19 protein-coding genes are annotated in these 24,191 nt (G+C 73.1%); 11 read left to right on the top strand and 8 right to left on the bottom strand.

Annotated elements, in window-relative coordinates; genetic code table 11:
• The first annotated feature begins 32 nt into the window (after positions 1-32).
• From ACIPYQ_RS16750 to ACIPYQ_RS16740, 3 genes are all read left to right on the top strand, one after another.
• Positions 33-962 carry a DUF3027 domain-containing protein gene (locus tag ACIPYQ_RS16750; protein WP_401251503.1) on the top strand — a complete coding sequence of 310 codons (930 nt, stop codon included), beginning with the start codon at positions 33-35 and terminating at the stop codon, positions 960-962.
• 56 nt (positions 963-1,018) lie between these two features.
• Positions 1,019-1,255, top strand: coding sequence for a hypothetical protein (locus ACIPYQ_RS16745; protein ID WP_401251500.1), 237 nt, complete (start codon positions 1,019-1,021; stop codon positions 1,253-1,255).
• A gap of 138 nt (positions 1,256-1,393) precedes the next feature.
• Complete coding sequence (locus tag ACIPYQ_RS16740; RefSeq protein WP_401251497.1) at positions 1,394-2,869, top strand: flotillin family protein; 1,476 nt, start codon at positions 1,394-1,396, stop codon at positions 2,867-2,869.
• A gap of 257 nt (positions 2,870-3,126) precedes the next feature.
• Here ACIPYQ_RS16740 and ACIPYQ_RS16735 read toward each other — a convergent pair whose 3' ends face one another.
• Positions 3,127-4,140, bottom strand: a complete 1,014-nt coding sequence (locus ACIPYQ_RS16735; RefSeq protein ID WP_401251494.1) for a WD40 repeat domain-containing protein — start codon at positions 4,138-4,140, stop codon at positions 3,127-3,129.
• A 76-nt stretch (positions 4,141-4,216) separates the two neighbouring features.
• On the opposite strand from ACIPYQ_RS16735, the gene ACIPYQ_RS16730 reads away from it, so the two are divergent.
• Positions 4,217-4,903, top strand: a complete 687-nt coding sequence (locus ACIPYQ_RS16730; protein WP_401251492.1) for a GDSL-type esterase/lipase family protein — start codon at positions 4,217-4,219, stop codon at positions 4,901-4,903.
• A 59-nt stretch (positions 4,904-4,962) separates the two neighbouring features.
• Positions 4,963-5,952, top strand: a complete 990-nt coding sequence (locus ACIPYQ_RS16725; protein ID WP_401251489.1) for an aldo/keto reductase — start codon at positions 4,963-4,965, stop codon at positions 5,950-5,952.
• Positions 5,953-6,099: 147 nt separating this feature from the next.
• Here ACIPYQ_RS16725 and thpR read toward each other — a convergent pair whose 3' ends face one another.
• The 3 genes from thpR to ACIPYQ_RS16710 all read right to left on the bottom strand — a co-directional run bounded on the left by thpR (position 6,100) and on the right by ACIPYQ_RS16710 (position 8,653).
• Positions 6,100-6,654: an RNA 2',3'-cyclic phosphodiesterase gene (gene thpR, locus ACIPYQ_RS16720; protein WP_401251487.1), complete on the bottom strand. Its 555-nt coding sequence runs from the start codon at positions 6,652-6,654 to the stop codon at positions 6,100-6,102.
• Positions 6,655-6,831: 177 nt separating this feature from the next.
• On the bottom strand, positions 6,832-8,190 hold the full coding sequence (locus tag ACIPYQ_RS16715) for an MFS transporter (protein ID WP_401251484.1): 1,359 nt from the start codon (positions 8,188-8,190) through the stop codon (positions 6,832-6,834).
• Positions 8,191-8,215: 25 nt separating this feature from the next.
• Positions 8,216-8,653 (bottom strand): MarR family transcriptional regulator, encoded by a 438-nt coding sequence (locus tag ACIPYQ_RS16710; protein ID WP_319728456.1) that lies wholly within the window; start codon positions 8,651-8,653, stop codon positions 8,216-8,218.
• A gap of 129 nt (positions 8,654-8,782) precedes the next feature.
• Between ACIPYQ_RS16710 and ACIPYQ_RS16705 the strand changes: the two genes are divergently transcribed.
• Positions 8,783-8,965: a hypothetical protein gene (locus ACIPYQ_RS16705; RefSeq protein ID WP_030156886.1), complete on the top strand. Its 183-nt coding sequence runs from the start codon at positions 8,783-8,785 to the stop codon at positions 8,963-8,965.
• A gap of 13 nt (positions 8,966-8,978) precedes the next feature.
• Here the strand turns inward: ACIPYQ_RS16705 and ACIPYQ_RS16700 are convergent, their stop codons facing one another.
• On the bottom strand, positions 8,979-10,427 hold the full coding sequence (locus tag ACIPYQ_RS16700) for an NCS2 family permease (protein ID WP_401251480.1): 1,449 nt from the start codon (positions 10,425-10,427) through the stop codon (positions 8,979-8,981).
• 128 nt (positions 10,428-10,555) lie between these two features.
• On the opposite strand from ACIPYQ_RS16700, the gene ACIPYQ_RS16695 reads away from it, so the two are divergent.
• The gene (locus tag ACIPYQ_RS16695; RefSeq protein WP_401251477.1) at positions 10,556-10,852 is read left to right on the top strand and encodes a DUF2530 domain-containing protein; all 297 of its coding nucleotides are present in this window, start codon (positions 10,556-10,558) and stop codon (positions 10,850-10,852) included.
• 686 nt (positions 10,853-11,538) lie between these two features.
• Positions 11,539-13,992, top strand: coding sequence for an HAD-IC family P-type ATPase (locus ACIPYQ_RS16690; RefSeq protein WP_401251475.1), 2,454 nt, complete (start codon positions 11,539-11,541; stop codon positions 13,990-13,992).
• Between the two features lie 7 nt (positions 13,993-13,999).
• Here the strand turns inward: ACIPYQ_RS16690 and ACIPYQ_RS16685 are convergent, their stop codons facing one another.
• Complete coding sequence (locus ACIPYQ_RS16685) at positions 14,000-14,422, bottom strand: nuclear transport factor 2 family protein (RefSeq protein ID WP_401251472.1); 423 nt, start codon at positions 14,420-14,422, stop codon at positions 14,000-14,002.
• Between the two features lie 95 nt (positions 14,423-14,517).
• Between ACIPYQ_RS16685 and ACIPYQ_RS16680 the strand changes: the two genes are divergently transcribed.
• A complete protein-coding gene (locus ACIPYQ_RS16680; RefSeq protein WP_401251469.1) occupies positions 14,518-15,087 on the top strand; it encodes a PadR family transcriptional regulator in 570 nt (189 codons plus the stop codon).
• Positions 15,074-15,850, top strand: a complete 777-nt coding sequence (locus tag ACIPYQ_RS16675) for an SGNH/GDSL hydrolase family protein (protein ID WP_401251466.1) — start codon at positions 15,074-15,076, stop codon at positions 15,848-15,850. Before ACIPYQ_RS16680 ends, ACIPYQ_RS16675 begins: the two co-directional genes overlap by 14 nt.
• Before the next feature lie 482 nt (positions 15,851-16,332).
• Here the strand turns inward: ACIPYQ_RS16675 and ACIPYQ_RS16670 are convergent, their stop codons facing one another.
• Together ACIPYQ_RS16670 and serC are read right to left on the bottom strand one after the other, a co-directional pair.
• Complete coding sequence (locus ACIPYQ_RS16670) at positions 16,333-19,464, bottom strand: sacsin N-terminal ATP-binding-like domain-containing protein (RefSeq protein ID WP_401251463.1); 3,132 nt, start codon at positions 19,462-19,464, stop codon at positions 16,333-16,335.
• Between the two features lie 634 nt (positions 19,465-20,098).
• Positions 20,099-21,217, bottom strand: a complete 1,119-nt coding sequence (serC, locus tag ACIPYQ_RS16665) for a phosphoserine transaminase (protein WP_361767089.1) — start codon at positions 21,215-21,217, stop codon at positions 20,099-20,101.
• Between the two features lie 174 nt (positions 21,218-21,391).
• Here serC and ACIPYQ_RS16660 point away from each other — a divergent pair, with 174 nt between their 5' ends.
• Complete coding sequence (locus tag ACIPYQ_RS16660; protein WP_401251858.1) at positions 21,392-24,133, top strand: FAD-binding and (Fe-S)-binding domain-containing protein; 2,742 nt, start codon at positions 21,392-21,394, stop codon at positions 24,131-24,133.
• Positions 24,134-24,191 lie beyond the last annotated feature (58 nt).

Here is a 24,191-nt window from a genome sequence, read left to right as displayed (position 1 = left end):
CACGTGAGACGGCGTAGGAGAGAACGAGACCAGTGAGTGCTGCGACGACGCGAAGCCGTACCCCGCGTACCCCCGACCGCCTGTGCGTCGAGGCGGTAGAGCTCGCCCGCGCGGCGGCCGAGGAGGCCGCCTTCCCCGGAGTGGTGGGCGCGCACGTCTCCGCCGTGGCGGAGGGCGACCGCGTCGTCACCCACTTCTTCGAGTCCAAGGAACCGGGCTACCGGGGCTGGCGCTGGGCCGTCACCGTGACCCGCGCCTCCCGCGCGAAGAACGTCACGCTCGACGAAACGGTGCTGCTGCCCGGCGACGACGCCCTGCTGGCCCCCGAGTGGGTGCCGTGGAGCGAGCGGCTGCGCCCCGGCGACATGGGCCCGGGCGACCTGCTGCCCACGGACGCCGAGGACCTGCGCCTGGAGCCGGGCTGGTCGGGTGAGGACACCCCGCCGCCGAACTCGGTGGTCTCCACCGAAATGGCCGAACTGGTCGAGGCCGAGGACGCCGACGTCACCGACCGCGCGGTGGTCCCCGTACGCGGCTCCATCACGTCGGTCGCCGAGGAACTGGGCATGCGCCGGGCGCGCGTGCTGTCGCGGTACGGGCTGCACAGTGCGGCCGACCGATGGGACGAGGGCTTCGGCGCGAAGACCCCGATGGCGCAAGCCGCACCCGCGTCCTGTGTCTCCTGCGGTTTCCTGGTCGCGATCGGCGGCTCGCTCGGCCAGGCCTTCGGCGTCTGCGCGAACGAGTTCAGCCCGGCCGACGGCCGTCTGGTGTCGCTGTCGTACGGCTGCGGCGGCCATTCGGAGGCCGCGGTCATGCCGACGCCGATGCGGCCCGCTCCGCCGGTGCTCGACTCGATGGCCTCGGACGAGTTCACCCTGCGGCCGGTCGCCGCCACGGACACGGGCTCGGTCCCGGTCTCGGCCTCGGACCTGCCGGCCGAGGACCTCGGCCACTCGTAAGGACGCACACCGCCGCGGGCGGGTCGCCGCGCGGCCCGGCGGCGTACCCTCACCCCATGGGGGACACGGGCGCTGACACGGGCATGGACATGGTGGGAATGACCGGCCGGGTGACCGGGACGGTCGGCCCGGGCCTCGTGGGCGAGGTCATCGTACGGATCCGGGGCGGGGCGGAGCACTTCCTCGCCCACCCGATCCACGGCACCGGCCGGCTGGCCGTCGGAACGATGGTGACGGTGGTCGAATACCAGCCGCCGCGCACGGTGTACGTGATGGCTGCCTACGGCGACTGAGACGGCCGCCGCCCCCGCGTGACCTGTACGTATCAAGATGGGTACAAGAACGCGCCCCCGTCTTCACGACGGGTCGCGGCAGGCGCAGACTCGCCCTCATCGGTGCCGAACGGCACTGGAAATAAGGGGGCGTTGCCGATGGCTATCGGCGTCGTGGCGGGAATCGTTCTCGCCGCAATCGTGGCCGCGATAGGCCTGTTCAAGCTCATGTGGCGGGTCGCCGAGCCCAACGAGGCACTCGTCATCTCCGGTTCCACGCACAAGACCGAGGGCGTCGGTCAGGGCATGGGGTTCCGGATCGTCACCGGGCGCGGAACGCTCGTCCTGCCGGGGGTGCAGGCGGTACGGAAACTCTCCCTGGACCTCAACGAGACGCAGCTGTCCGTGGACTGCGTCACCCACCAGGGCATCCCGCTGCGGGTGAAGGGCGTGGTCATCTTCAAGGTCGGCGACGACCTGGTGTCGATCGCCAACGCGGCCCGCCGCTTCCTGGACCAGCAGAAGATGATGCCGGAGCGGGTGCACATCGTCTTCGCGGGCCATCTGCGGTCCATCGTGGGCGGGTTGACGGTCGAGGACATGATCCGCGACCGGGAGAAGCTGACCGGCCAGACCCGGATGGCCTGCGGCACCGAGATGGAGAAGCTCGGACTGATCGTCGACTCGCTGCAGATCCACGAGATCGAGGACCCGACCGGCTACATCAAGAACCTGGCGATGCCGCACGCGGCCGCCGTGCAGCGGGACGCCCGCATCGCGCAGGCCGAGGCGAACCGGCTGGCCACGGAGGCCGAACAGGCCGCCTTCGCCCGGATGGCCGAGGCGACGCGGGACAGCGAGATCCTGCAGGCCGGCTACCAGGCCGAACGCGACAAGGCGGCGGCGACGGCCCGTCAGGCGGGCCCGCTGTCCGAGGCGGCCGCACGGCAGGAGGTCGTCGTCCAGGAGACCCGCGTCGCGGAACTGGAGGCGCACCGGCGCGAGCAGCAGCTGCAGGCGGACGTGCGCAAGCCCGCGGACGCGGCGGCGTACGAGACCCGGACCCGGGCGGAGGCCGAGCGCGACGCACGGATCTCCGCGGCGCAGGCGAAGGCGAAGGAGACGGAGCTCGCGGCGGCCGCGGAGGCCACGCGGGTGACGACGGCGGCGACCGCGGACGCGACGGCCACGGAGGCGCGGGGTCTGGCGTCGGCGAAGGCGACGCGGGCCACGGGCGAGGCGGAGGCGGCGGCCACCCAGGCGCGCGGCCTCGCGGAGGCCGAGTCGGCGAAGGCGCGCGGCTTGGCCGAAGCCGAGGCGATCAAGGCGCGGGCCGCCGCGCTGGCGGAGAACCAGGAGGCGGTCGTCGCGCAGCAGCTGGCCGAGAACTGGCCGGCGATCGTGGAGGCGGGTGCGGGGGCCTTCGGGAACGTGGAGCACATGGTGCTGCTGAACGGGGCCGAGGGCATGTCGGAGATGTTCGCCAAGGCCCTGACGATGGGCGGCACGGGCCTGGGCGTGGCCCGCCAACTCCTGTCCACCATGGGCCAGAGCCCTGCGGGCCGCTCAGCAGATACCACGACTGGCTCAGCGGGTCCTGCCGTAAACGGCCGCGTGCCGATCCGGGAGGAGTAACCCCGCGCATGGTCGGGTGCGGCGCCGTTTCCGGGGGCGCCGCCCCCGCACCCCCGCGCCTCAATCGCCGGCGGGGCTGGGCAATTCAGCCCCTCCGGCGTTTGAGGAGCGGGGTCTGGGGCGGAGCCCCAGCAGCGGCGCGGGCGCCGAAGTACGTGGTCAGGCGCGGCGCCGTTGCCGGGGGCCAGCCCCCGGACCCCCGCGCCTCAAACGCCGGCGAGGCTGGATTTGCCCGGCGGCAGCCGAAGAGGCGCGGGTCAATCGCGGGGGCGGCGGCGCAGGAGGTGTTTGGCTGTGAAGATGATGGCCAGGCCGACCGCCAGGACGACCGCTCCCTTGCCGAAGCCACCCGTCGGCTCCGGCGACTGCGCGGCCTCCGACGGGGAGCCCGGCTTCGGCGGTGCGGCCGAGGCGCCCGGGGAGGCCTGGCTCACCGGGACGGCGATCACGCGGCTGCCCTCGCCCTCCGCGCCGAACATCAGCGTCGAGCCGTCCGGCGTGTACGTCACCGACTCCGCCTGCCCCTGCCACGGTGCGTCGACCCGCTCGCCCTCGCCCTCCGGCCTGCCGTCCTTCCACGGGTACGTGCGCGCCGCGAAGTAGCCCCGCAGGGTCAGCCGGTTCCCGTCGGGGGAGAACGCCCCGTCCGTCACCCACGGCACGTCGGCGACCCGCCGGAACACGTTCGAGCCGTCCGCAGACAGCTCCGCGGGCCCCTCGTACAGGCCGCCCTTGCTCTCGTCCTTGCTCGCGATGTAGACCCGCCCCGTCACCGGATGGACCATCAGCGCCTCCGCGTTGCGCGCCCCGTCGGCGTACCGCACCGTGAACTGCGCGGCCTTGACCGTGGTGTCGCCCAGTTGCTTCGGCTCCGGGAAGCGGTAGATCCACACGTGGTCCCAGGTGCCGTTCCGGTTGTCGCCGATGTCGCCGACGTAGAGCTGTCCGTCCGGCCCCAGCGAGATCGCCTCGACGTCGCGCGGCTTGCCGATCCCGGTCAGCGTCACCCGGGCCACCGTCCGGCCCGTGGCGGAGTCCACCGCGTAGACGTACGGGCCGTCGTCGCTGTCGTTGTGCGTCCAGTACACGCCCGGATGGATCCGGCTGGCCGCGAGCCCGCTGGATTCCCTGATCCGCGGATCGGAGATGGTGAAGGAGGAGGCCGCGGGGACTTCCGCCGCGAAGGCCGCGCCCGGCAGCGCGACGAGGGCGGCAGTGGCAACGGCGACGGCAGCGGCGGCGGCTGCGGCGGACGGCAGGGGCATGCGCATGGCTCCAGCCTGCCAGTTCGTGCCCCGTGTCCGGCGTCACAGAGGTTTCTGTCGCGCGATCCGCGATGATGACCGGATGCGTTTCATGTTCGTCGGCGACTCCATGACCATCGGACGCGCCGGCGATTTCACCTGGCGCTACCGGATGTGGCAGCACCTCGACTCGACCTTCGGCGGCCCCTACCGGATCGTCGGCCCGCGCAGCGAGCTGTACGAGGGTTCCGACGCGTACGCCGACCCCGCCTTCCCCGCTGACGCCCGCCGCCACCTGGCCGGCTGGGGCGAGGGCTGGCAGCACATGGCCCCCCTCATCGGCCCCGCCGCCGGCGCCGCCCGGGCCGACGTCCTGCTCGTCTCCCTCGGCCTGATCGACCTCGGCTTCTACACCGACGCCGAGCAGACCGCCGCCAACGTCCGCCGCTTCATAGCCGGGGCCCGCGCCGCCCGCCCCGCCGTCCGCATGGTGCTGCTGCCCGTCATCCCGAACAGCCGGGCCGAGGAGGACGCGCCCTTCGCGGCCGAGGTCGCCCGTTTCAACGAGCTCCTCGCCAAGGCGGTCGCCGACCTGACGACCGCCGCCTCGCCGGTCCTGCTGGCGGCGCGCCCGGACGCGTACGACATCCACCACGACACCTACGACGGCACCCACCCCAACGCCTCCGGCGAGCACCGGCTGGCGGGGGAGTTCGCGGCCGTGCTGCACCAGGCGTGGGGGATCGGCGGCCCGTACGGGCCCGGGCGGGTGCAGAACGACCCGCTGTAACACCCCTTTCACGGAAGGGCCTTGCTTCGAGTGCACTCCAAGCAGTTGGCTAGTGCCCCATGAAGTACACACAGCTCGGACGCACCGGCCTCAAGGTCAGCCGACTTGTACTCGGCACCATGAACTTCGGCCCCCAGACCGGTGAGCCCGAAAGCCACACGATCATGGACTCCGCCCTCGACGCGGGGATCAACTTCTTCGACACCGCCAACGTCTACGGCTGGGGCGAGAACAAGGGCCGCACCGAGGAGATCCTCGGCACCTGGTTCGCCCAGGGCGGCCGGCGCCGCGAGAAGACGGTGCTCGCCACGAAGGTCTACGCGAGCATGGCGCCCGAGGGCGAGACCTGGCCCAACTACGACCGCCTGTCGGCGCTGAACATCCGGCGGGCCGTCGACGCCAGCCTCAAGCGGCTGCAGACCGACTACATCGACGTCTACCAGTTCCACCACGTGGACCGGCGGACCCCCTTCGAGGAGATCTGGCAGGCCGTCGAGGTCCTGATCCAGCAGGGCAAGATCCTCTACGCGGGCTCCTCGAACTTCCCCGGCTGGAAGATCGCCCAGGCCAACGAGGCCGCGGCGCGCATCGGACGGCTCGGGCTGGTCAGCGAGCAGTGCCTCTACAACCTCGCCGAGCGGCGCGCGGAGATGGAGGTCATCCCGGCCGCGGAGGCGTACGGGCTCGGGGTCATCCCGTGGTCCCCGCTCCACGGCGGCCTGCTGGGCGGGGTCATCAAGAAGGAGGTCCAGGGCGGCCGCCGCGCCTCCGGCCGGTCGGCGGAGGCGCTCGCCAACAGCTCCGTACGCGCGCAGGTGCAGGCGTACGAGGACCTGCTGGACAAGCACGGCCTGGAGCCGGGCGAGGCCGGGCTGGCGTGGCTGCTGACGCGTCCCGGGGTCACCGGGCCGATCGTCGGGCCGCGCACGCAGGAACAGCTCGACTCGGCGCTGCGGGCGGTGGAGCTGGAGCTCTCCGAGGAGGTCCTGGCGGGCCTGGACGAGATCTTCCCCGGCCCGGGAGCCTCCCCGGAGGCCTTCGCCTGGTAGACGGCTCGGGCTACTGCCCGACGGCAGCCGCCACGGCCACGACGACGAACATCAGCACGAGCACACCGGCCATCACACGGTTTCTGGTCTTGGGATCCACCCGTCGAGCCTAACGCGGCCCGCGGGTGGTCCCGCACGCGGTACCGCTCAGCCGCGCAGCGGCCAGGACCCGACCGTCTCGTAGCGGGGCTGCTCGCCGGGCACCCCGCTCACGGGCAGGTTGCTGCGGACGAGGCTGAGCGTGCCGACCTGCCAGGGCGTGCCCTCGAAGCCCGCGAGGGCGTCCAGGTACGGGCGCAGGGGCGTGGCGGCGCCGTGGCTGCGGGCCAGGGTGAGGTGCGGGGTGTAGCGGCGGTGCTGGTCCATCGGCACCCCGGCCCGCCGGGCGGCGGCGTCGGCCCGCTCCGCGAGCATCCGCAGGACGGGCAGCCCCCCGGCCGCGCCGACCCACAGCGCGCGGTCCCCGAAGTGCCCGCAGCCGTGCAGGCGCAGCGGGAACGGCTCCGTGCGGTGGGCTGCGCGCTCCAGGCGGGCGTGCAGGTCGGGGAGCAGGTCGTCGCGGACCTCGCCCATGAAGGCGAGCGTGAAGTGCCAGCCCGCCTGCGCGGTCCACGTCAGCCGGTCGTCGCGGACTCCGTCCACGGCCTCGGCCAGCTCGGCGACGGCCGCGTCGGGCGGCAGCACGGCTGCGAACAGTCTCATGCGCCGAGCGTACGGCTGCAGCGCCGCTGCCGGGGGCTCCGCCCCCGAACCCTCGGTCCTCAAACGCCGGACGGGCTGAAAGATCGCCTCAAACGCCGGCGGGGCTGGAAAATCCAGCCCCTCCGGCGTTTGAGGAGCGGGGTCCGGGGCGGAGCCCCGGGAGGCCGGGCCGCAGGGTCAGGCGACCGTCACCAGTTCGCGGCGGCGCGAGACGGTGGCCGAGGGGACGAACGTGACGCCTCGGCGGCTGAGCCGTACGCGGAGGTTGCCGACGCGTGCCAGGACCACCGCGATCGCGACAGAGGCGACCAGCGAGATCACACCCCCCGCCGCCATCCCGATCCGCGCGCCGTACGTGTCCGTGATCCAGCCCAGCAGCGGAGCACCCAGCGGGGTGCCGCCGGTGAAGACCATCATGAACAGGGCCATGACCCGCCCCCGCATCTCGGGGTCGGTCGCCATCTGCACGCTGGAGTTCGCCGTGACGTTGACCGTCAGGCCGAAGACCCCGATCGGCACGAGCAGCGCCGCGAACAGCCAGAAGCCGGGCGCGAAGGCCGTCACGAGCAGCAGCACGGAGAACAGCACGGCCGCGGTCACCAGCAGCCGCAGGCGGGAGTGGCCGCGTCGGGCCGCGAGCAGGGCGCCCGCCAGGGAGCCGGCCGCGATCAGGGTGTTGAAGAGCCCGTAGGTGCCCGCGTCCCCGTGGAAGACGTCGCTGACGAACGCCGACAGCCAGATCGGGAAGTTGAACCCGAAGGTGCCGATGAAGCCCACCAGCACGATCGGCCAGATCAGCTCGGGGCGGCCGGCGACGTAGTGCAGGCCCTCGCGCAGCTGCCCCTTGGCGCGGGGCCGGGGCTCGACGGGGTGCAGCTCGTGCGTGCGCATCAGCAGCAGGCCGGCGAGGGGCGCGGCGAAGGACAGTCCGTTCAGCAGGAAGGCCCAGCCGGAGCCGACGGCGGTGATCAGCACGCCGGCGATCGCCGGGCCGACCAGCCGCGCGGACTGGAAGTTGGCGGAGTTCAGGCTGACCGCGTTGGCGACCTGGTCCTTGCCGACCATCTCGGACACGAAGGTCTGCCGGGCCGGGTTGTCGACGACGGTGACCAGGCCGAGCGCGAAGGCGGCGAGGTAGACGTGCCACACCTGGACGTGTCCGGCCAGGGTGAGGACGGCGAGGGCGATGCCGGTCAGGCCCATCGCGCTCTGGGTGGCGAGGAGCAGGGGCCGCTTGGGCAGCCGGTCGGCGAGTACGCCTCCGTAGAGGCCGAACATCAGCATCGGCAGGAACTGCAGGGCGATGGTGATGCCGACGGCGGAGGCGGAGCCGGTCAGGGAGAGGACCAGCCAGTCCTGGGCGATGCGCTGCATCCAGGTGCCCGTGTTCGAGACGACCTGCCCGGTCGCGAAGAGCCGGTAGTTCCGGATCCTCAGCGAGCTGAACATCGAGTTCTTGCCCGCGGGGGCCACAGGGGCCTTGGTAGGGGTGGATATGTGGCCGGGTGCGGAGTCTGCTCCGGTTCCCGTACTCAAAAGCGTTCGCCTCCTGGCGTCGTTCCTATAGGTGCGCGAGCTTCTCCAGGACGGGTGCGGCCTCGCGCAGCTTGGCCCATTCGTCCTCGGTCAGCTCGGCCGCGAGCCCGGCCAGGAAGGCGTTGCGCTTGCGGCGGCTCTCTTCGAGCATCGCTTCGGCCTCCTCCGTCTGGCGGACCACCTTCTGGCGGCGGTCGTCGGGGTGCGGTTCCAGCGTGACCAGTCCCTTGGCTTCCAGCAACGCGACGATGCGCGTCATGGACGGCGGCTGGACGTGTTCCCGCCGCGCCAGCTCCCCGGGTGTGGCCTGGCCACAGCGGGCGAGGGTGCCGAGCACCGACATCTCGGTGGGGCTCAGCGACTCGTCGACGCGCTGGTGCTTCAGGCGCCGGCCCAGCCGCATGACGGCGGAGCGGAGATCGTTCACGGCGGCAGCGTCGTCGCCATGGGAAAGGTCAGGCATGTATTTAGAGTAACTCATTACTCTCCCTAAGGAACACCACTTTTGGCCGTCATGCACGAGTCACTCGTACGGGTGAGTCGGCGGCCGAAAGTGACACGCGTCCGCACCCTCTGCCCCGACTCTTTCGACATGGGGACACATGTGCTGAGCATGCGCATAGACGGGGAGCTCCTCGACAGGCTCCGGACTCACGCCGCCAAACGCGGAATGAGCGTCCAGGACTATGTGGTCCGGACGCTCATTCGCGATGACTTCGACGAGCGCTTCAAGGCGGCCGTCGACGAGACAGAGAAGTTCTACGGGCTGACGTGAGCCCGGGCGGGGCCTACGTGAGGCCGAGGGCCGGCATCGCGTAGTAGAAGACGAACACCGCCGCCACGACGTACATGGCCACCGGGACCTCGCGGCCCCGGCCGGTCGCCGCGCGCAGGGCGCAGAAGCTGATGAAGCCGATGCCGATGCCGTTGGTGATCGAGTAGGTGAAGGGCATCATCACCATGGCCAGGAACGCCGGGACGGCGATGGTGAAGTCGCTCCAGTCGATGTCCTTGACCGAGCCCGCCAGGATCAGGAAGCCGACCGCCACCAGGGCGGGGGTGGCCGCCTGGGACGGGACCATCGTGGCGAGCGGGGTGAGGAACAGGGCCACGCCGAAGAGTGCGCCCGTCACGACGTTCGCGAGACCCGTACGGGCTCCCTCGCCGACCCCGGCCGTGGACTCCACGAAGCAGGTGGTGGCCGAGGAGGACGTGGCGCCGCCCGAGGCGACGGCCAGGCCGTCGATCAGCAGGACCTTGTTGATGCCGGGGAACTCGCCGGTCTTCTTGTCGATCAGCTTGGCCTCGTCGCCGACGCCCAGGATCGTGCCCATGGCGTCGAAGAAGCAGGACAGCAGCACGGTGAAGACGAAGAGGACGCCGGTCAGCATCCCGACCTTGCCGAAGCCGCCGAACAGGCTGACCTCGCCGACCAGCCCGAAGTCGGGCGCGGCCACCGGGTTGCCCGGCCACTCGGGGACGGTGAGGCCCCAGCCGGAGTCGGGCACCTCCGCGACCAGCTGGACGAGGACCGCGGCGAGGGTCATGACCACGATGGAGATCAGGATCGCGCCCGGCGTCTTGCGGATCAGCAGGGCGAGGGTGAGCAGCACGCCGATCACGAAGATCAGGACGGGCCAGCCGTCCAGGTGGCCGGTGCCGCCGAGCTGGAGCGGGACCGTGGTGTGGGCGGCGTCCGGGATGCGGGAGACGAAGCCCGAGTCGACCAGGCCGATCAGCATGATGAACAGGCCGATGCCGATGGCGATGCCCTTGCGCAGGCCCGGCGGCACGGCGTTCATGACCCGCTCGCGCAGGCCCGTCGCGACCAGCAGCATCACCACGAAGCCGGCCAGGACCACCATGCCCATGGCGTCGGGCCAGCTCATGCGGGGGGCGAGCTGGAGGGCGACGACCGTGTTCACGCCGAGGCCGGCGGCGAGCGCGATCGGGACGTTGCCGATGGCACCCATGAGGAGGGTGGTGAAGGCGGCCGTCAGGGCGGTGGCCGTCACGAGCTGACCGTTGTCGAGCTGGTGCCCGTACATGTCCTTCGCGCTGCCCAGGATGATCGGGTTGAGCACGATGATGTAGGCCATCGCGAAGAAGGTGGCGAAGCCGCCGCGGACCTCGCGGGCGACGGTCGAACCGCGCTCCGAGATCTTGAAGAAGCGGTCGAGTCCTCCGGAGGAGTCCTGGAGGGAAGGCTCCGGGGCGGTGGCCGTGGGGGTGCTCATACGGTCCTCATTGGGTGGTTCATACGAAGAAAATGGGCCACGCCCAAACCGTTTCAGTATGAACACATGAACGAAAGGGCGTCCATCTCCGCGCGTAGACCACGAATCTGCGCGCCTAGACTTGCCCCATGGCGAAATGGACTGCGAAGCATGAGGCGCCCGAGCCCCTCGAGGGCCCCGTCGTCGCGACGGTCACGGGTGGCACGATCCTGTGGTTCGCCCTCTTCCTCGTCCAGCTCCCCTTCTACGGGTGGTTCGCCGACCGGGGCCAGCTGTGGTGGGTCTGGACCTGCGCGGCCGGCGGCTTCCTCGGCCTGATCGGCATCTGGTACGTCCGCGGCCGCGAGGCGGCGCTCAAGCGCCACGCCGCGGAACAGGCCAAGCAGGCCGAGCAGGCCGAGCAAAACCCGGGCCCCGAGGCCTAGCGCTCCCGCCGTCTCCCGTCGCGCCCCCTGCCGGGGCTCCGCCCCGCACCCCGCGCCTCAAACGCCGGCGGGGCTGGATGGTGCGGCAAGGCTGGACGATGTGACTCAAAGCCCGGGGCTCCGCCCCGAACCCCGACGGCGCTCCGCGCCCGCGCCTCAAACGCCGGCGGGGCTGGATTGGTGCGGCGCAGTTGGACGGCGCGGCCCAAAGATCGGGGCTCCGCCCCGGACCCCGCCGGGCTCTGCCCGGACCCGCTCCTCAAACGCCGGAGGGGCTGAAATTTGCCGGGGTCGGGTGTGTGCAGGGGCGCTCCCCGCAGGGCGTCGAACGCAAGGTGCCCCGGCCCGCCGACCCCCCGACACGTTCGGCGCCCGAGGAGACGCACCGGAACACACCCGGCCCCACCCGCACCGGCGCAGCCGGCCCGCCCCGGCCCGGCCCGAGCGGCGCAGCCAACCCGTACACCGGCCCCCGCCGACCCCGCCCGAGCGGCGCCGCCGACCCCGCCCGAGCGGCGCCGCCGACCCGCCCCCGCCATCCCCGCCCGAGCGGCGCCGCCAACCCGCCCCGCTCGGCCCCCGCCCAGGGTCCGCCCCCTACCAGGGGACGATTCGGGTCATCCCGAGGTCGGATCTTCCCGCCGCTCGGCGGGTGAAGCGTTCGAACCCCGCTTAACGTCGAAGGCATGACGCAGCGGGCGAAGATCGATCGGGACGGGCCGGAGCGAGCCGGCGCCGCCATCGACGCGGGGGCGGAGCTCGATCCGGTCCACCCGGTGCGGCCACCCGCCCCCCGGTTCAAGCCCGGCGGGCTGACCACCGCCGAGGTCGCCGAGCGCGTCGCGCGCGGCGACGTCAACGACGTCCCCGTCCGCAGCAGCCGCTCCACCGTCGACATCGTCCGCGCCAACGTCTTCACCCGCTTCAACGCGATCATCGGCGTGCTCTGGGTGATCATGCTGATCGTCGCGCCGATCCAGGACAGCCTCTTCGGCTTCGTGATCATCGCGAACACCGGCATCGGCATCATCCAGGAACTGCGCGCGAAGAAGACCCTCGACGGCCTCGCCGTCATCGGCGAGGCCAAACCGAGCGTGCGCCGCGACAACCGCACCGCGGAGATCTCCACCTCCGAGATCGTCCTCGGCGACGTCATCGAGCTCGGCCCCGGCGACAAGGTCGTCGTCGACGGGGCCGTCGGCGAGGCCGACGGGCTGGAGATCGACGAGTCCCTCCTCACCGGCGAGGCCGACCCCGTCCTGAAGAAGCCCGGCGACCTGGTCATGTCCGGCTCGTTCGTCGTCGCCGGCGGCGGTGCGTTCACCGCCACCAAGGTCGGCCGCGAGGCCTACGCCGCCCAGCTCGCCGAAGAGGCCTCCCGCTTCACGCTCGTCCACTCCGAGCTGCGCTCCGGCATCTCCACCATCCTCAAGTACGTGACCTGGATGATGATCCCGACCTCCATCGGGCTGATCATCAGCCAGCTGCTCGTCAAGGAGAACAACCTCAAGGACTCCATCGCCCGCACCGTCGGCGGCATCGTCCCGATGATCCCCGAGGGGCTCGTCCTCCTCACCTCCGTCGCCTTCGCGATCGGCGTCATCCGCCTCGGCCGCAAGCAGTGCCTCGTCCAGGAGCTGCCCGCCATCGAGGGCCTCGCCCGCGTCGACGTGGTCTGCCTCGACAAGACCGGCACCCTCACCGAGGGCGGCATGGACGTCACCGAGCTGCGCCCGCTCGGTGGCGCGGACGCGGCGTACGTCAAGAAGGTGCTCGGCGCCCTCGGCGAGTCCGACCCGCGGCCCAACGCCAGCCTCCAGGCGATCATCGACGCCTACCCCGACAGCGCGGAGTGGCGCTGCACCGAGTCCCTGCCCTTCTCCTCCGCGCGCAAGTACAGCGGTGCCAGCTTCAGCGAGGGCGACGGCGAGAACAACACCTGGCTGCTCGGCGCCCCCGACGTGCTGCTCCCCGCCGGGGACCCGGCCCTCGACGAGATCAACGAGCTCAACGAACAGGGCCTGCGGGTCCTGCTGCTGGCCCGCTCCGGCCGCGAACTCGACGACGAGGCCGTCGCCACCGGCGTACGGCCGACCGCCCTGGTCGTCCTGGAACAGCGGCTGCGCCCCGACGCGGCCGACACCCTGCGCTACTTCGACGACCAGAACGTCAAGGCGAAGGTCATCTCCGGCGACAACGCGGTCTCCGTCGGCGCGGTCGCCGGCAAGCTGGGGCTGCCGGGCGCGGAGAACACCGTGGACGCCCGAAAGCTCCCGGCCGAGCAGGCCGACATGGCGCGGGTCCTCGACCAGAACTCCGTCTTCGGGCGCGTGACCCCGCAGCAGAAGCGGGACATGGTCGGGGCCCTGCAGTCCAACGGCCACACCGTCGCCATGACGGGCGACGGCGTGAACGACGTGCTCGCCCTCAAGGACGCGGACATCGGCGTCGCGATGGGCTCGGGCTCGGAGGCCACCCGCGCCGTCGCGCAGATCGTCCTGCTCAACAACAGCTTCGCGACCCTTCCCTCGGTGGTCGCCGAAGGCCGCCGCGTCATCGGCAACATCACCCGGGTCGCGACCCTCTTCCTCACCAAGACGGTCTACTCGGTCCTCCTGGCGATCCTGGTGGTGTGCTCGCAGGTCGAGTACCCCTTCCTGCCCCGCCACCTGACCCTGCTGTCCACGCTCACCATCGGCATCCCGGCCTTCTTCCTGGCCCTCGCCCCGAACAAGGAGCGCGCGCGGCCGCACTTCGTGAAACGCGTGATGCGGTACGCCATCCCGGGCGGCGCGATTGCGGGGACGGCCACCTTCGTGACGTACCTGGTCGCCCGCCACTACTACACCGGCCCCGACGCCCTGAAGGCCGAGACCAGCGCGGCGACGCTCACCCTGTTCCTGACCTCGATGTGGGTCCTGGCGATCATCGCCCGCCCGTACACGTGGTGGCGGGTCGGTCTGGTCGGCGCGATGGGCGGCGCCTTCCTGATCGTCCTCGTGGTGCCGTGGCTGCAGGACTTCTTCCAGCTCAAGCTGGTGGGCACGACGATGCCCTGGATCGCGGTGGCCGTCGCCGCGGCCGCCGCGACCCTGATCGAGTTCACCTTCCGCTGGGTGAACCGCCGGTTCCCGGCCTAGGGGCGCGCTAGGCGAGGCCCTCGGCGACCAGGCCGGCCAGGACCGCCTGGCCCAGGGCCTGGACGGCGGACTGGGGGCGGACCATCACGGTGAACTCCTTGACCCGGCCCGCCTCGTCGAACTGCAGCAGGTCGATGCCGTGGATCTGCTTGCCGTCCACGGTGGCGCGGAAGGCCAGGATCGACGAGGGGGCCTCCGTGCCGTCGGTGCTCGTCTCGGCCGTTCCCTCGAAGTGGCCGACGTAGCGGAAGTCCTCGAAGATCCGCAGCAGGACCCCGAAGAGGCCCAGCACCATCGGGCGGCCCTCGAAGGGGGTGAACTTCACCGGGCTGTAGAACCGGATGTCCTCGGTGAACAGGTCCTCCAGTGCGGCGGCGTCGCGCTTCTCCACGGCGGCGCGGAAGCGTTCGGCGGTCTGCTGCTCCATCATGGCCCCTCCCCATCCCGTCATACTCAAGAAATTGAGTAGTCATATTCATGAGTATGATGCGGGGGAGGACGAGGAAACGGAAGGGGGCCGCTGCGATGGCCTTGCGACACGCCGTACTGGCGGCGCTGCTGGACGGCGAGTTCAGCGGGTACGAACTGGCGAAGTCCTTCGACATCGGCGTCGCGAACTTCTGGCACGCCTCCCCCCAGCAGCTGTACGCCGAGCTGGCCAAGCTGGAGAAGGACGGGCTGGTCGAGGGCCGTCAGGTGGTCCAGGAGACCCGGCCCAACAAGCGCCTGTTCCAGGTCACCGACGCCGGCCGCGCCGAGCTGGAGGCCTTCGCCGCGGCCCCGCCGAAGTCCTCGGTCATCCGCGACGACCTCCTCGTCAAGGTGCAGACCGCCGACCGGATCGGCATCGAGCCCGTGATCGGACAGCTCGAAGCCCGCGCGGTCGCCGCCGACGCCAAGATCGAGCTGCTCGGCAAGGTGCTGCGCAAGATGCGCGGCGACCTGGACGAGGAGGAGTACCTGCTCCGGGGCGAACGGATCGGCGGCTACCTGACCGGCCTGCGCGGCATCGCCTTCGAGCAGGGCCACCGCGACTGGTGCCGCCGCAGCGCGGCCATCCTGAGGGAAAGGCGGAAGACCCGTGCCGAAGGGTGAATACCTGCGCTACGTCGCCCTGGGCGACAGCCAGACCGAAGGCCTCGGCGACGGCGACGACACCACGGGCCTACGGGGCTTCGCCGACCGCTTCGCCGGCCACCTCACGGCCGTCAACCCCGGCCTCCAGTACGCCAACCTGGCCGTACGGGGACGCCTCGCCGGCCAGGTCCGCGCCGAACAGCTCGGCCCCGCCCTGGCCCTGCGCCCCGACATCGCCACCGTCGTCGCCGGGGTCAACGACGTGCTGCGGCCCCGGTTCGACGCGGCGGAGGTCGCGGGCCACCTGGAGGAGATGTTCGCCGCGCTCACGGCCGCCGGGGTGCACGTGGCCACCGTGACCTTCCCCGACCTGGGCCGGATCGTGCCCCTCGCCCGGCCCCTCGCACCCCGCCTGACCGACCTCAACGACCGCATCCGCGACGCGGCCGCGCGGCACGGGGTCAGCGTCGCCGAGACCGCCCGGCCGGAAGCCGTCGCCGACCCGCGGATGTGGACCACCGACCGGCTGCACGCCAGCAGCCTCGGCCACGAACGCATCGCGGCCGCCCTCGCCCACGCCGTTGGCCTGGCCGGCAGTGACGACACCTGGACGCACCCGCTGCCGCCGCAGGCCGCCGGCCCGCCCGGATCGGCCCTGGCGGCCGAACTGCGCTGGGCCGCCGCGTTCCTCGGCCCCTGGCTGGGCCGCCGGCTGCGCGGCCGCTCCTCGGGCGACGGCCGCACCGCAAAGCGCCCCACCCTGCTGCCGCTGAACGAATAGCCGGGGCCGAGTGTGCGCCGGGGCTCCGCCCCAGACCCTCCCCCAGACTCCGTCCGGGGGGACCCCCACGCCTCAAACGCCGGCGAGGCTGAAATACCGGGGCTCCGCCCCAGACCCCGCGCCTCAATCGCCGGCGAGGCTGGAATGTGCGGCGGGGCTGGATGGTGCGGCTCAAAGATCGGGGCTCCGCCCCGGACCCCGCCGGGCTCCTCCCCGGACCCCGCTCCTCAAACGCCGGAGGGGCTGAAATTTGCCGGGGTCGGGTGTGTGCAGGGGCGCTCCCCGCAGGGCGTCGAACGCAAGGTGCCTCGGCCCTCCGACCCCCCGACACGTTCGACGCCCGAGGAGACGCACCGGAACACACCCGGCCCCACCCCTCCGACCCCGCCCGAGCGGCGCAGCCAACCGGCCTGGCCCAAGCCGCACCGCCGAAGCCCGCACCCCGGCCGGCCAAGCCACCGGCGCGGGCCGGAGGGGATGGTCTAGTCGAACCAGCGGTCTCGGGCCAGTTCTGCCGTCCGCGACGGGTCCTCCAGTAGCGCCGCCACCTCGAAGCGGCGCGGCCACTGGCCCGCCGACCAGGCGAGACCGGCCGCGACGCCCTCGAGCGTGGACGCGTGGAGGGTGCCGTCGGGGGTGCGGCGCCAGTCGAGTTCCGTGCCGCCCGCGACCAGCTCCTCGTGCTCGACGTACGTCGCCGGGGTGGCCGGTCCCAGCAGCACGCGCACCGACTCCGGGACCTCGTGCTCCTCGCCCGGCGTCGTCACCTCCGCCGGAACCGTCTCCGACAGCCGGCGCACCTGCAGCAGCTCCGCCAGGTCCGCCGCACGGGACGGCGGCACCGGCAGCAGCGGGAGCCCCGCCGTCAGCGGCAGCAGGTCCGGCGCGTCCGCGATCACCGCGTCGGCCGCGTCCACCACCCGGACCTCGCCGTCCACCACCGCGCGCAGTTCGTCCGGCAGGGTGACCTGCTCGGGGTCGAGATCGGCCAGCGCCCCGTACAGGCCGTGCAGCTGCCGGCCCGTCACCTCGCGCTCCGGGTCGGCCAGCCGGGCCAGCAGCTCGGCCGCACCGCCGGGCTCGTCCAGCAGGGCCGGCACGGTCGTACGTACCCCCAGCGCCCGCAGGACCTGCTCGTCCTCGAAGCCCGTGGCGTCCGCCGGGGTGTAGAGGCCCGCCAGCAGCGGGTCGCCGCCCGCCGCGCGCAGGCCCGCCGGGCGGCGGCCGTCGAGCACCGGGTGGTCGCGCAGCCACCACGCGGTGTACGAGCGCACGGACTGCGTGGTGCCGTCCGGCAGCAGCACCCGTACCGGCTGGGTCAGCGCGTCGCGCAGCGGCGGCTGCGCGAGCATCGCCAGGGCCTGCGGCCAGCAGTCGTCGTCGACCAGGTCGAGGTCCCGTACGGCGACCAGCTCGGTCGCCACCGGCGGGACCGGGGTGTCCGGCAGCTGGTCCAGCAGGTCCTCGCACCACACGTCCACCGCGTCCAGCAGCCCCGCGTCGTCGGGCTCGGCGAAGTCCCCTTCCCGCGGCTCCAGTTCGTCCGGGTCGAGGACCACGTCGGTGGCCCGCACCAGCTGGAACGTCGCCAGCACCCCGCAGGCGGTGAGCGGGCCCTCGCCCCAGCGCTGCGCCAGATCGGCGTCCACGTACGGGACCTCGTCCTCGCGGATGACCGCGGCGAGCGCCGAGCCCGGCATCAGCAGCTCGCCGGCCGGAACCAGTTCCCCGTCCTCGTCGGGCAGGGCCAGCGCGCCCAGCCAGGGCTCGTCGCCCGGTGCCAGATCGGCCTCCCGGACCAGCCCCAGGACCACCTCGGCCAGTTCGTCGGCGTCGAGGGTGTCCGCGTCCTCGTCCCAGATCTCCCCGGCGTCGAGGGAGCCGGCGACGGCGGCCCGCACCTGCGGGGTCGTCAGCACGGCCCGCGCCGTGGCCGGCAGGGCTCCGAGCTTCTCCAGCAGCGGGTGCGCCGCGTCCGGGTGGGCGACCTTCAGCCCCAGCCGGGCCAGGTCCGCCGGGGTGTCCGCGTACGGGAGGAGGACGTGGCGCGGCCCGATCGTGGTGCGGCCGTCGGCGAGCGGCACGGGCAGGCCCGACAGCCGGTCGGGGTCCACCCCGGCGAGGCTGTCGTAGAGCCGGTGCCACCACTCGGGGGTCCGCTCGATGCCCGCGATCCGCTCGATGGCATCGCCCAGCGGGAGCCGGCCCACGCCCAGGGTGCGCAGCTCGGCGCGGCGCTCCAGGCCCGCCGGGAGCAGCGTCGGCAGGACCTCGGCGAGGACGCGTACGGTGTCGGCGCCCGCGCCCTCCACCACCTCGGCCTCGAAGGGGCGCAGGGCGGCCCGCTCCTCGGCGTGCTCGGGCGGTGCGGCCGGTGCGAGGAAGGCGATGCGGGGGAGGCGCCGGAGCACGGCGGCGCGCAGGGCCCCGTCCAGCTCGCCCTTGCCGAGCGGGCCGGGGACCAGGTCGACGAGGCCGGTGCTCACGGGGTCCCAGGCGCCGAGGAGTTCGGCGTACGCGTCGGCCGCGCGCTCCACGAGGAAGTCGGTCAGCGGCCCGGGCGCGGGGTGCCGGCGGGTGGTGTCCAGCGGCAGGGTCGCGATGAGGAGGGCCGGGATGCCCAGGGGTTCGTCGGTGGGGGTCGGCGCGTGCACCACGGGCACCGTGGCCGGGCGCAGCGGGGCGCCGTCGGCGTCGACGGGCACGGCCCAGGACACCGCCCAGGCGGGCCGCAGCCGTTCCTCGACGGGCCGGTCGGCGAGCAGGGCGCGCTCGATGGGGCCGCCGTGGCGGACGGTGCGCCAGCGGTTGGTGCGGGTGCCGGAGGCGGTGGTGTCCTCGATGACGGTGTACGGGCCCTCCTCGCGGCGGTACAGGGCGCGGGAGCCGCCTGTGGGGGTCTCCACCACCACTTCGTGCAGTCCGGGCAGGGTGAGCAGCAGGGCGTCGTCGATGCCCGCCAGCAGCCGCTCCACCAGGTCCTCGGCGGCGGCGTCGCGCAGCGCGAGGACCACGACGGTGTCGTATCCGTCGGGGGCGGTGCCCTCGGCGGGCAACGGGAGCCGCAGCAGCGGAACGTGGCCGTCGCGGCGGCGGAGTTCGTCGCCGAGGCCGGGGCTGCCGACGGAGGCCTCCCGGGCCAGCTCGCGGGCCTCGGCCAGGGACCAGCGGACGCCGCCGTGCCGGCCGAGCACCGCGGGCTCGTCGGAGACGGCCAGGACGGCCGCGAAGCCGACGCCGAAGCGGCCGACGCTGTCAGCGGAGGGCTCCCGCTTGGCGGAGGCGCGCAGGGTGCTCAGCGACTCCACGCCCGTCGCGTCCAGCGGGGCACCGGTGTTGGCGACGGCCAGCAGGGCGTGGCCGTTCTCGCCCTCGTGCAGGGTGAGCCGCAGCCGGCCGGGCACCTTGGCCCGGGCCGCGGCGTCGGCGGCGTTCTGTGCCAGCTCGATGACGAGCCGGTCCCGGTAGCCGCCGAGCGCGAGGTCCTCCTCGGCGTTGGCGTCCTCGCGGAACCGGGCCGGGCCCGCGCCCCAGGCGTCGAGCACCCCGCGCCGCAGCCGGGCCGTGCCGAAGGGGTCCACGCCGCTCTGTGCCGCCGTCACTCGCACGCTCACGCCGCTGCCTCCACGCTGTGCCGCCTTCAAGGGTTGCCCTCCGGACCCTGAAGGTATCGCGTACGGAACCGGGCCTCGCCCGTGAGGTGCGCGAACACGACGGCGTGCGCATCCCGGTGGCGGTGAGAAGACGGCGGTGGTGGTGCCGTGGGCCCGGAACGCGAAAGCGCCGCCGCTCCGGACGCCTGGCCACGGGAGGGGGTGGCCCGGCGTCGTGGGAGCGGCGGCCGGCAGCTCGTGGGCCGTCCTCACCGGGTCAATCGACGAGTCCGGTCCACTGGAGGTCGGCCGAAGAGCGGCGGACCGGCGAGCTGCCACGTGAGCGGGCCCTTGACCTGGTGCGACAGTAGGCGTGGCCCCCTCGGTCGGATCAACCTCGTGCGCCGGCCCGCGACCGTCGAATGGCTTGAACACGACGGTGACCCGAAGGAGGCCCCCGCCCGGCCGGGCACTTCTGCGCCCTGCCCGGCACGTTCCTCCGCGGCGCCAACTGGAATGTCTATTTTCCGTGTACTTGAGCTCGGACGCTGGCCGAAACCGTGCGCGACCGCGCCGCGTTCCCGCGCCTGCGGGGAGGCCGGGAACGCCGAGGCCCCCGGCGACTCCACGTCGCCGGGGGCCTCGGTACCGATCGTCAGAGCTTCTCGATCACGTAGTCGATGCAGGCCGTCAGCGCCTGCACGTCGGCCGGGTCGATCGCCGGGAACATCGCGATGCGCAGCTGGTTGCGGCCCAGCTTGCGGTACGGCTCGGTGTCCACGATCCCGTTGGCGCGCAGCACCTTGGCGACGGCCGCCGCGTCGATGTCGTCCGAGAAGTCGATCGTGCCGATGACCGAGGAGCGCTTGTCGGCGTCCACGACGAAGGGGGTCGCGTACTTCGACGCCTCCGCCCAGCCGTACAGGTTGCGCGCACTGGCCGCCGTACGGCCGGTGGTGAACTCCAGGCCGCCCTGGCTGTTCATCCACTCCAGCTGCTGGTCCAGCAGGAAGAGGGTGGCCAGCGCCGGGGTGTTGTACGTCTGGTTCTTCAGCGAGTTGTCGATCGCCGTCGGCAGCGAGAAGAACTCCGGGATGTGCCGGCCCGACGCGTGCACGCGGGCGGCGCGCTCCAGGGCGGCCGGGGAGAACGCGGCCAGCCAGAGGCCGCCGTCCGAGGCGAAGGACTTCTGCGGGGCGAAGTAGTAGACGTCCGTCTCGGTGATGTCCACCGGCAGACCGCCGGCGCCCGAGGTCGCGTCCACCAGGACGAGTGAACCGGCGTCGGCGCCCGCGACGCGCTTGACCGGCGCCGCGACACCCGTCGAGGTCTCGTTGTGGGTGTACGCGTACACGTCCACGCCCGCCTCGGCCACCGGCTCGGGGTGCGTGCCCGGCTCGGAGGAGATCACGGAGGGCTCGTCCAGCCACGGCGCGAGCTTCGCGGCCTTGGCGAACTTGGAGGAGAACTCGCCGAAGGTGAGGTGCTGGGACTTCCGCTCGATCAGGCCGGCGGTCGCGATGTCCCAGAAGGCGGTGGAGCCGCCGTTGCCCAGGATCACCTCGTAGCCCTCGGGGAGGGAGAAGAGGTCCCGGATGCCCTGGCGCACCGAGCCGACCAGGTTCTTGACCGGGGCCTGGCGGTGTGAGGTTCCGAGCAGGGAGGTACCGGTGGCGGCGAGGGCGTCCAGCGCCTCGGTCCGCACCTTGGAGGGGCCCGCGCCGAAGCGTCCGTCGGCGGGCTTGATGTCAGCGGGAATCTGGATCTCAGCCACGAGCGGAGCGTATCCGGTCAAGGTCCGCGCCTTGGAGGCGCGTCCACCCGATGAGACGCACCCGGACGGTGCGAGGGTGGGAGCGTGACGTCACCCGGGGAACTCGAACGGACATTGCGGGCGGAGCTGCGCGGAGAGGTGGACTTCGGGGCCGCCGCCCGGGCACTGGCGACCATGGACGCCTCCAACTACCGGCGCGTCCCGGTCGGTGTGGTCGCCCCGCGCGACGCCGAGGACGTGGCGGCCGCCCTCCGCGTGTGCGCCGCGGCCGGAGTCCCGGTCGTCCCGCGCGGCGGCGCGACCTCCATCGCCGGCCAGGCCACCGGCACCGGAGTGGTCCTCGACCTCACCCGGCACATGAACGCCGTGGTGTCGGTGGACCCGGCCGCCCGCACCGCCGTGGTCCAGCCGGGCCTGGTGCTCGACCGGCTGCGGGACGCGGTGCGCCCGTACGGGCTGACCTTCGGGCCCGACCCCTCCACGCACTCCCGCTGCACCCTCGGCGGCATGATCGGCAACAACGCGTGCGGCGCCCACTCGGTGGCCTGGGGCACCACCGCGGACAACGTGGCCGAGCTGGCGGTGACGGCGTACGGGGGCGCAGCGCACCGCATCGGGACGGGCTGGTCGGGGGCGCCGCAGGGGCTGCGGGAGCTGGTCGACGGGAACCTGGCCCACCTGCGCACCGGGATGGGCGGCGGCTTCTCGCGGCGGATCTCCGGCTACGGCGGACTGGACGCGCTGCTGCCCGAGCGCGGGGTGCAGCTCGCGCGCGCCTTCTGCGGGAGCGAGGGCACGCTCGGGGTGGTGACCGAGGCCGTCGTGCGCCTGGTGGAGGCGCCGCGCGCGCCGGTCCTGGCCGTCCTCGGGTACGCCGACGAGAGCGCGGCGGCGGACGCGGCCGCCGGGCTGCTCCCGTACCGGCCGCTGACCGTGGAGGGGATGGCGGAGGACCTGGTGCGCGGGGCCACGGGACTGCCGCGGGGCCGGGCCTGGCTGTTCGTGGAGATGTGGGACGAGCCCGCGGCGCGGGAGCTCGTACGGGGCGCCGACGCGCTCGACGCGGTGGTGGTCAGCGACCCGGCGGGGCAGCGGGCCCTGTGGCGGATCCGGGAGGACGCGGCGGGCACGGCGACGCGGCTGCCGGGGGGCGAGATGGCCTGGCCGGGGTGGGAGGACTGCGCGGTGCCGCCGGCCCGGCTGGGCGCGTACCTGCGGGAGTTCCGCGCGCTGCTGGCGGCGCACGGGCTGCGCGGATCCCCGTACGGGCACTTCGGCGAGGGCTGCGTGCACGTGCGCATCGACTTCGACCTCGTCTCGGCGGCCGGGGTGGCCCGCTTCCGCGCCTTCTCCGGCGAACTGGCCGACCTGGTCGTCGCGCACGGCGGCTCGCTGTCGGGCGAGCACGGCGACGGACAGGCCCGGGCCGAACTGCTGCCGCGCATGTACGGGCCGGAGGTGATCGGGCTGTTCGGCGCGTACAAGGACGTGTGGGACCCGGCCGGCGGGATGAACCCGGGGATGCTGGTCCGGCCCGCGCGGCTCGACGAGAACCTCCGCTTCGCGGTGCTGCCGGCCACGCCGTTCGCGGGGGAGGTCGCGCGGTGCGTCGGCGTCGCGAAGTGCCGCACCACGGACGCCGGCGGCGGGCCCGGGGTGATGTGCCCGTCGTACCGGGCCACGGGGGAGGAGCAGCACTCCACGCGCGGCCGGGCCCGGCTGCTGCACGAGATGCTCGCGGGGGAGATCGTCCGGGACGGCTGGCGCTCGGCGGAGGTCGCCGAGGCGCTGGACCTGTGCCTGGGCTGCAAGGGCTGCCTCAGCGACTGCCCGGTGGGCGTGGACATGGCCACGTACAAGTCGCAGTTCCTGCACCACCACTGGTCGGGCCGCATCCGCCCGCTCGCGCACTACACCCTGGGCGGCCTCCCGACCTGGCTCCGCCGGATCGCCGCCCTGCGGCTGGCGCGCGTCGTGAACGCGGCCTCCCGCCTCCTCCCGATCCCGGGCCTGACACGGGAACGGGGCCTGCCGGCCCTGGCCCGCACGCCGTTCACCCGCTCCCTTCCGTCCTTGCTGCACCATCCGGCTCTGCCGCATCATCCAGCCTCGCCTGGGGGTACCCCCGGACGGAGTCTGGGGGAGTTTGAGGCGCGGGTCCGGGCAGAGCCCGGGAGCGGCCCGCAGGGCATCGCACCCACGGCCACCCCCACCGTCACCCTCTGGCCCGACACCTTCACGGAGTACCTGGCCCCGGAGGCCGGCCGCGCAGCGGCAAGGGTCCTGCAGGCGGCCGGCCTCACCGTGACCGTCCCCCGCGGCGGAACGGTCTGCTGCGCCCTGACCTACGTCTCCACCGGCCGCCTCGACCGCGCCCGCAAGGTCCTGCACCGCACGCTGACCGCCGTCGGCGACGTCCGGGCCCCCGTGGTGGTGCTGGAACCCAGCTGCGCCGCGGCCCTCCGCACGGACCTCCCCGCCCTCCTCCCCGACGACCCCCGCGCGGCCCGCCTGGCGGCAGCCGTCCGCACCTTCGCCGAGGTCCTGGAGGAGCACGCCCCGGACTGGCGGCCGCCCCGCCTCGACCGCGCGGTGGCCGGGCAGACCCACTGCCACCAGCACGCCGTCCTCGGCGACGCGGCGGACCGGCGGCTGCGCGAGCGCGCCGGCCTCGTGGGCGAGCTCAGCGGCGGCTGCTGCGGGCTGGCCGGGAACTTCGGCTTCGAGCCGGGCCACCACGAGGTGTCGGCGGCCTGCGCGGAGGAACAGCTGCTCCCGTCGCTGCGCGCGGCCGGTCCGGACGTACTGATCCAGGCGGACGGCTTCTCGTGCCGCACCCAGATCGCCCAGCTGGGCGGGGTCCGGGCCCGCCACCTGGCGGAACTCCTGGCGGAGGGCCTCGCGGACGATCGTTAAGGCAGGACAGGACAGGTAAGGCAAGACACGGCTCGACACTCCTTACGGAGCGCGTAAT

This window comes from Streptomyces sp. NPDC090045 (assembly GCF_044747975.1).
GTDB lineage: Bacteria > Actinomycetota > Actinomycetes > Streptomycetales > Streptomycetaceae > Streptomyces.
This window is presented reverse-complemented; position numbering and strand designations above follow the sequence as displayed.

Excerpts from the sequence above, each read along its gene's own strand:
- ACIPYQ_RS16745 (WP_401251500.1), top strand. The coding sequence starts at position 1,019 with ATGGGGGACACGGGCGCTGACACGGGCATGGACATGGTGGGAATGACC.
- ACIPYQ_RS16740 (WP_401251497.1), top strand. The coding sequence starts at position 1,394 with ATGGCTATCGGCGTCGTGGCGGGAATCGTTCTCGCCGCAATCGTGGCC.
- ACIPYQ_RS16735 (WP_401251494.1), bottom strand. The coding sequence starts at position 4,140 with ATGCGCATGCCCCTGCCGTCCGCCGCAGCCGCCGCCGCTGCCGTCGCC.
- ACIPYQ_RS16730 (WP_401251492.1), top strand. The coding sequence starts at position 4,217 with ATGCGTTTCATGTTCGTCGGCGACTCCATGACCATCGGACGCGCCGGC.
- ACIPYQ_RS16725 (WP_401251489.1), top strand. The coding sequence starts at position 4,963 with ATGAAGTACACACAGCTCGGACGCACCGGCCTCAAGGTCAGCCGACTT.
- thpR (WP_401251487.1), bottom strand. The coding sequence starts at position 6,654 with ATGAGACTGTTCGCAGCCGTGCTGCCGCCCGACGCGGCCGTCGCCGAG.
- ACIPYQ_RS16710 (WP_319728456.1), bottom strand. The coding sequence starts at position 8,653 with ATGCCTGACCTTTCCCATGGCGACGACGCTGCCGCCGTGAACGATCTC.
- ACIPYQ_RS16705 (WP_030156886.1), top strand. The coding sequence starts at position 8,783 with ATGGGGACACATGTGCTGAGCATGCGCATAGACGGGGAGCTCCTCGAC.
- ACIPYQ_RS16700 (WP_401251480.1), bottom strand. The coding sequence starts at position 10,427 with ATGAGCACCCCCACGGCCACCGCCCCGGAGCCTTCCCTCCAGGACTCC.
- ACIPYQ_RS16695 (WP_401251477.1), top strand. The coding sequence starts at position 10,556 with ATGGCGAAATGGACTGCGAAGCATGAGGCGCCCGAGCCCCTCGAGGGC.
- ACIPYQ_RS16690 (WP_401251475.1), top strand. The coding sequence starts at position 11,539 with ATGACGCAGCGGGCGAAGATCGATCGGGACGGGCCGGAGCGAGCCGGC.
- ACIPYQ_RS16685 (WP_401251472.1), bottom strand. The coding sequence starts at position 14,422 with ATGATGGAGCAGCAGACCGCCGAACGCTTCCGCGCCGCCGTGGAGAAG.
- ACIPYQ_RS16680 (WP_401251469.1), top strand. The coding sequence starts at position 14,518 with ATGGCCTTGCGACACGCCGTACTGGCGGCGCTGCTGGACGGCGAGTTC.
- ACIPYQ_RS16660 (WP_401251858.1), top strand. The coding sequence starts at position 21,392 with ATGGACGCCTCCAACTACCGGCGCGTCCCGGTCGGTGTGGTCGCCCCG.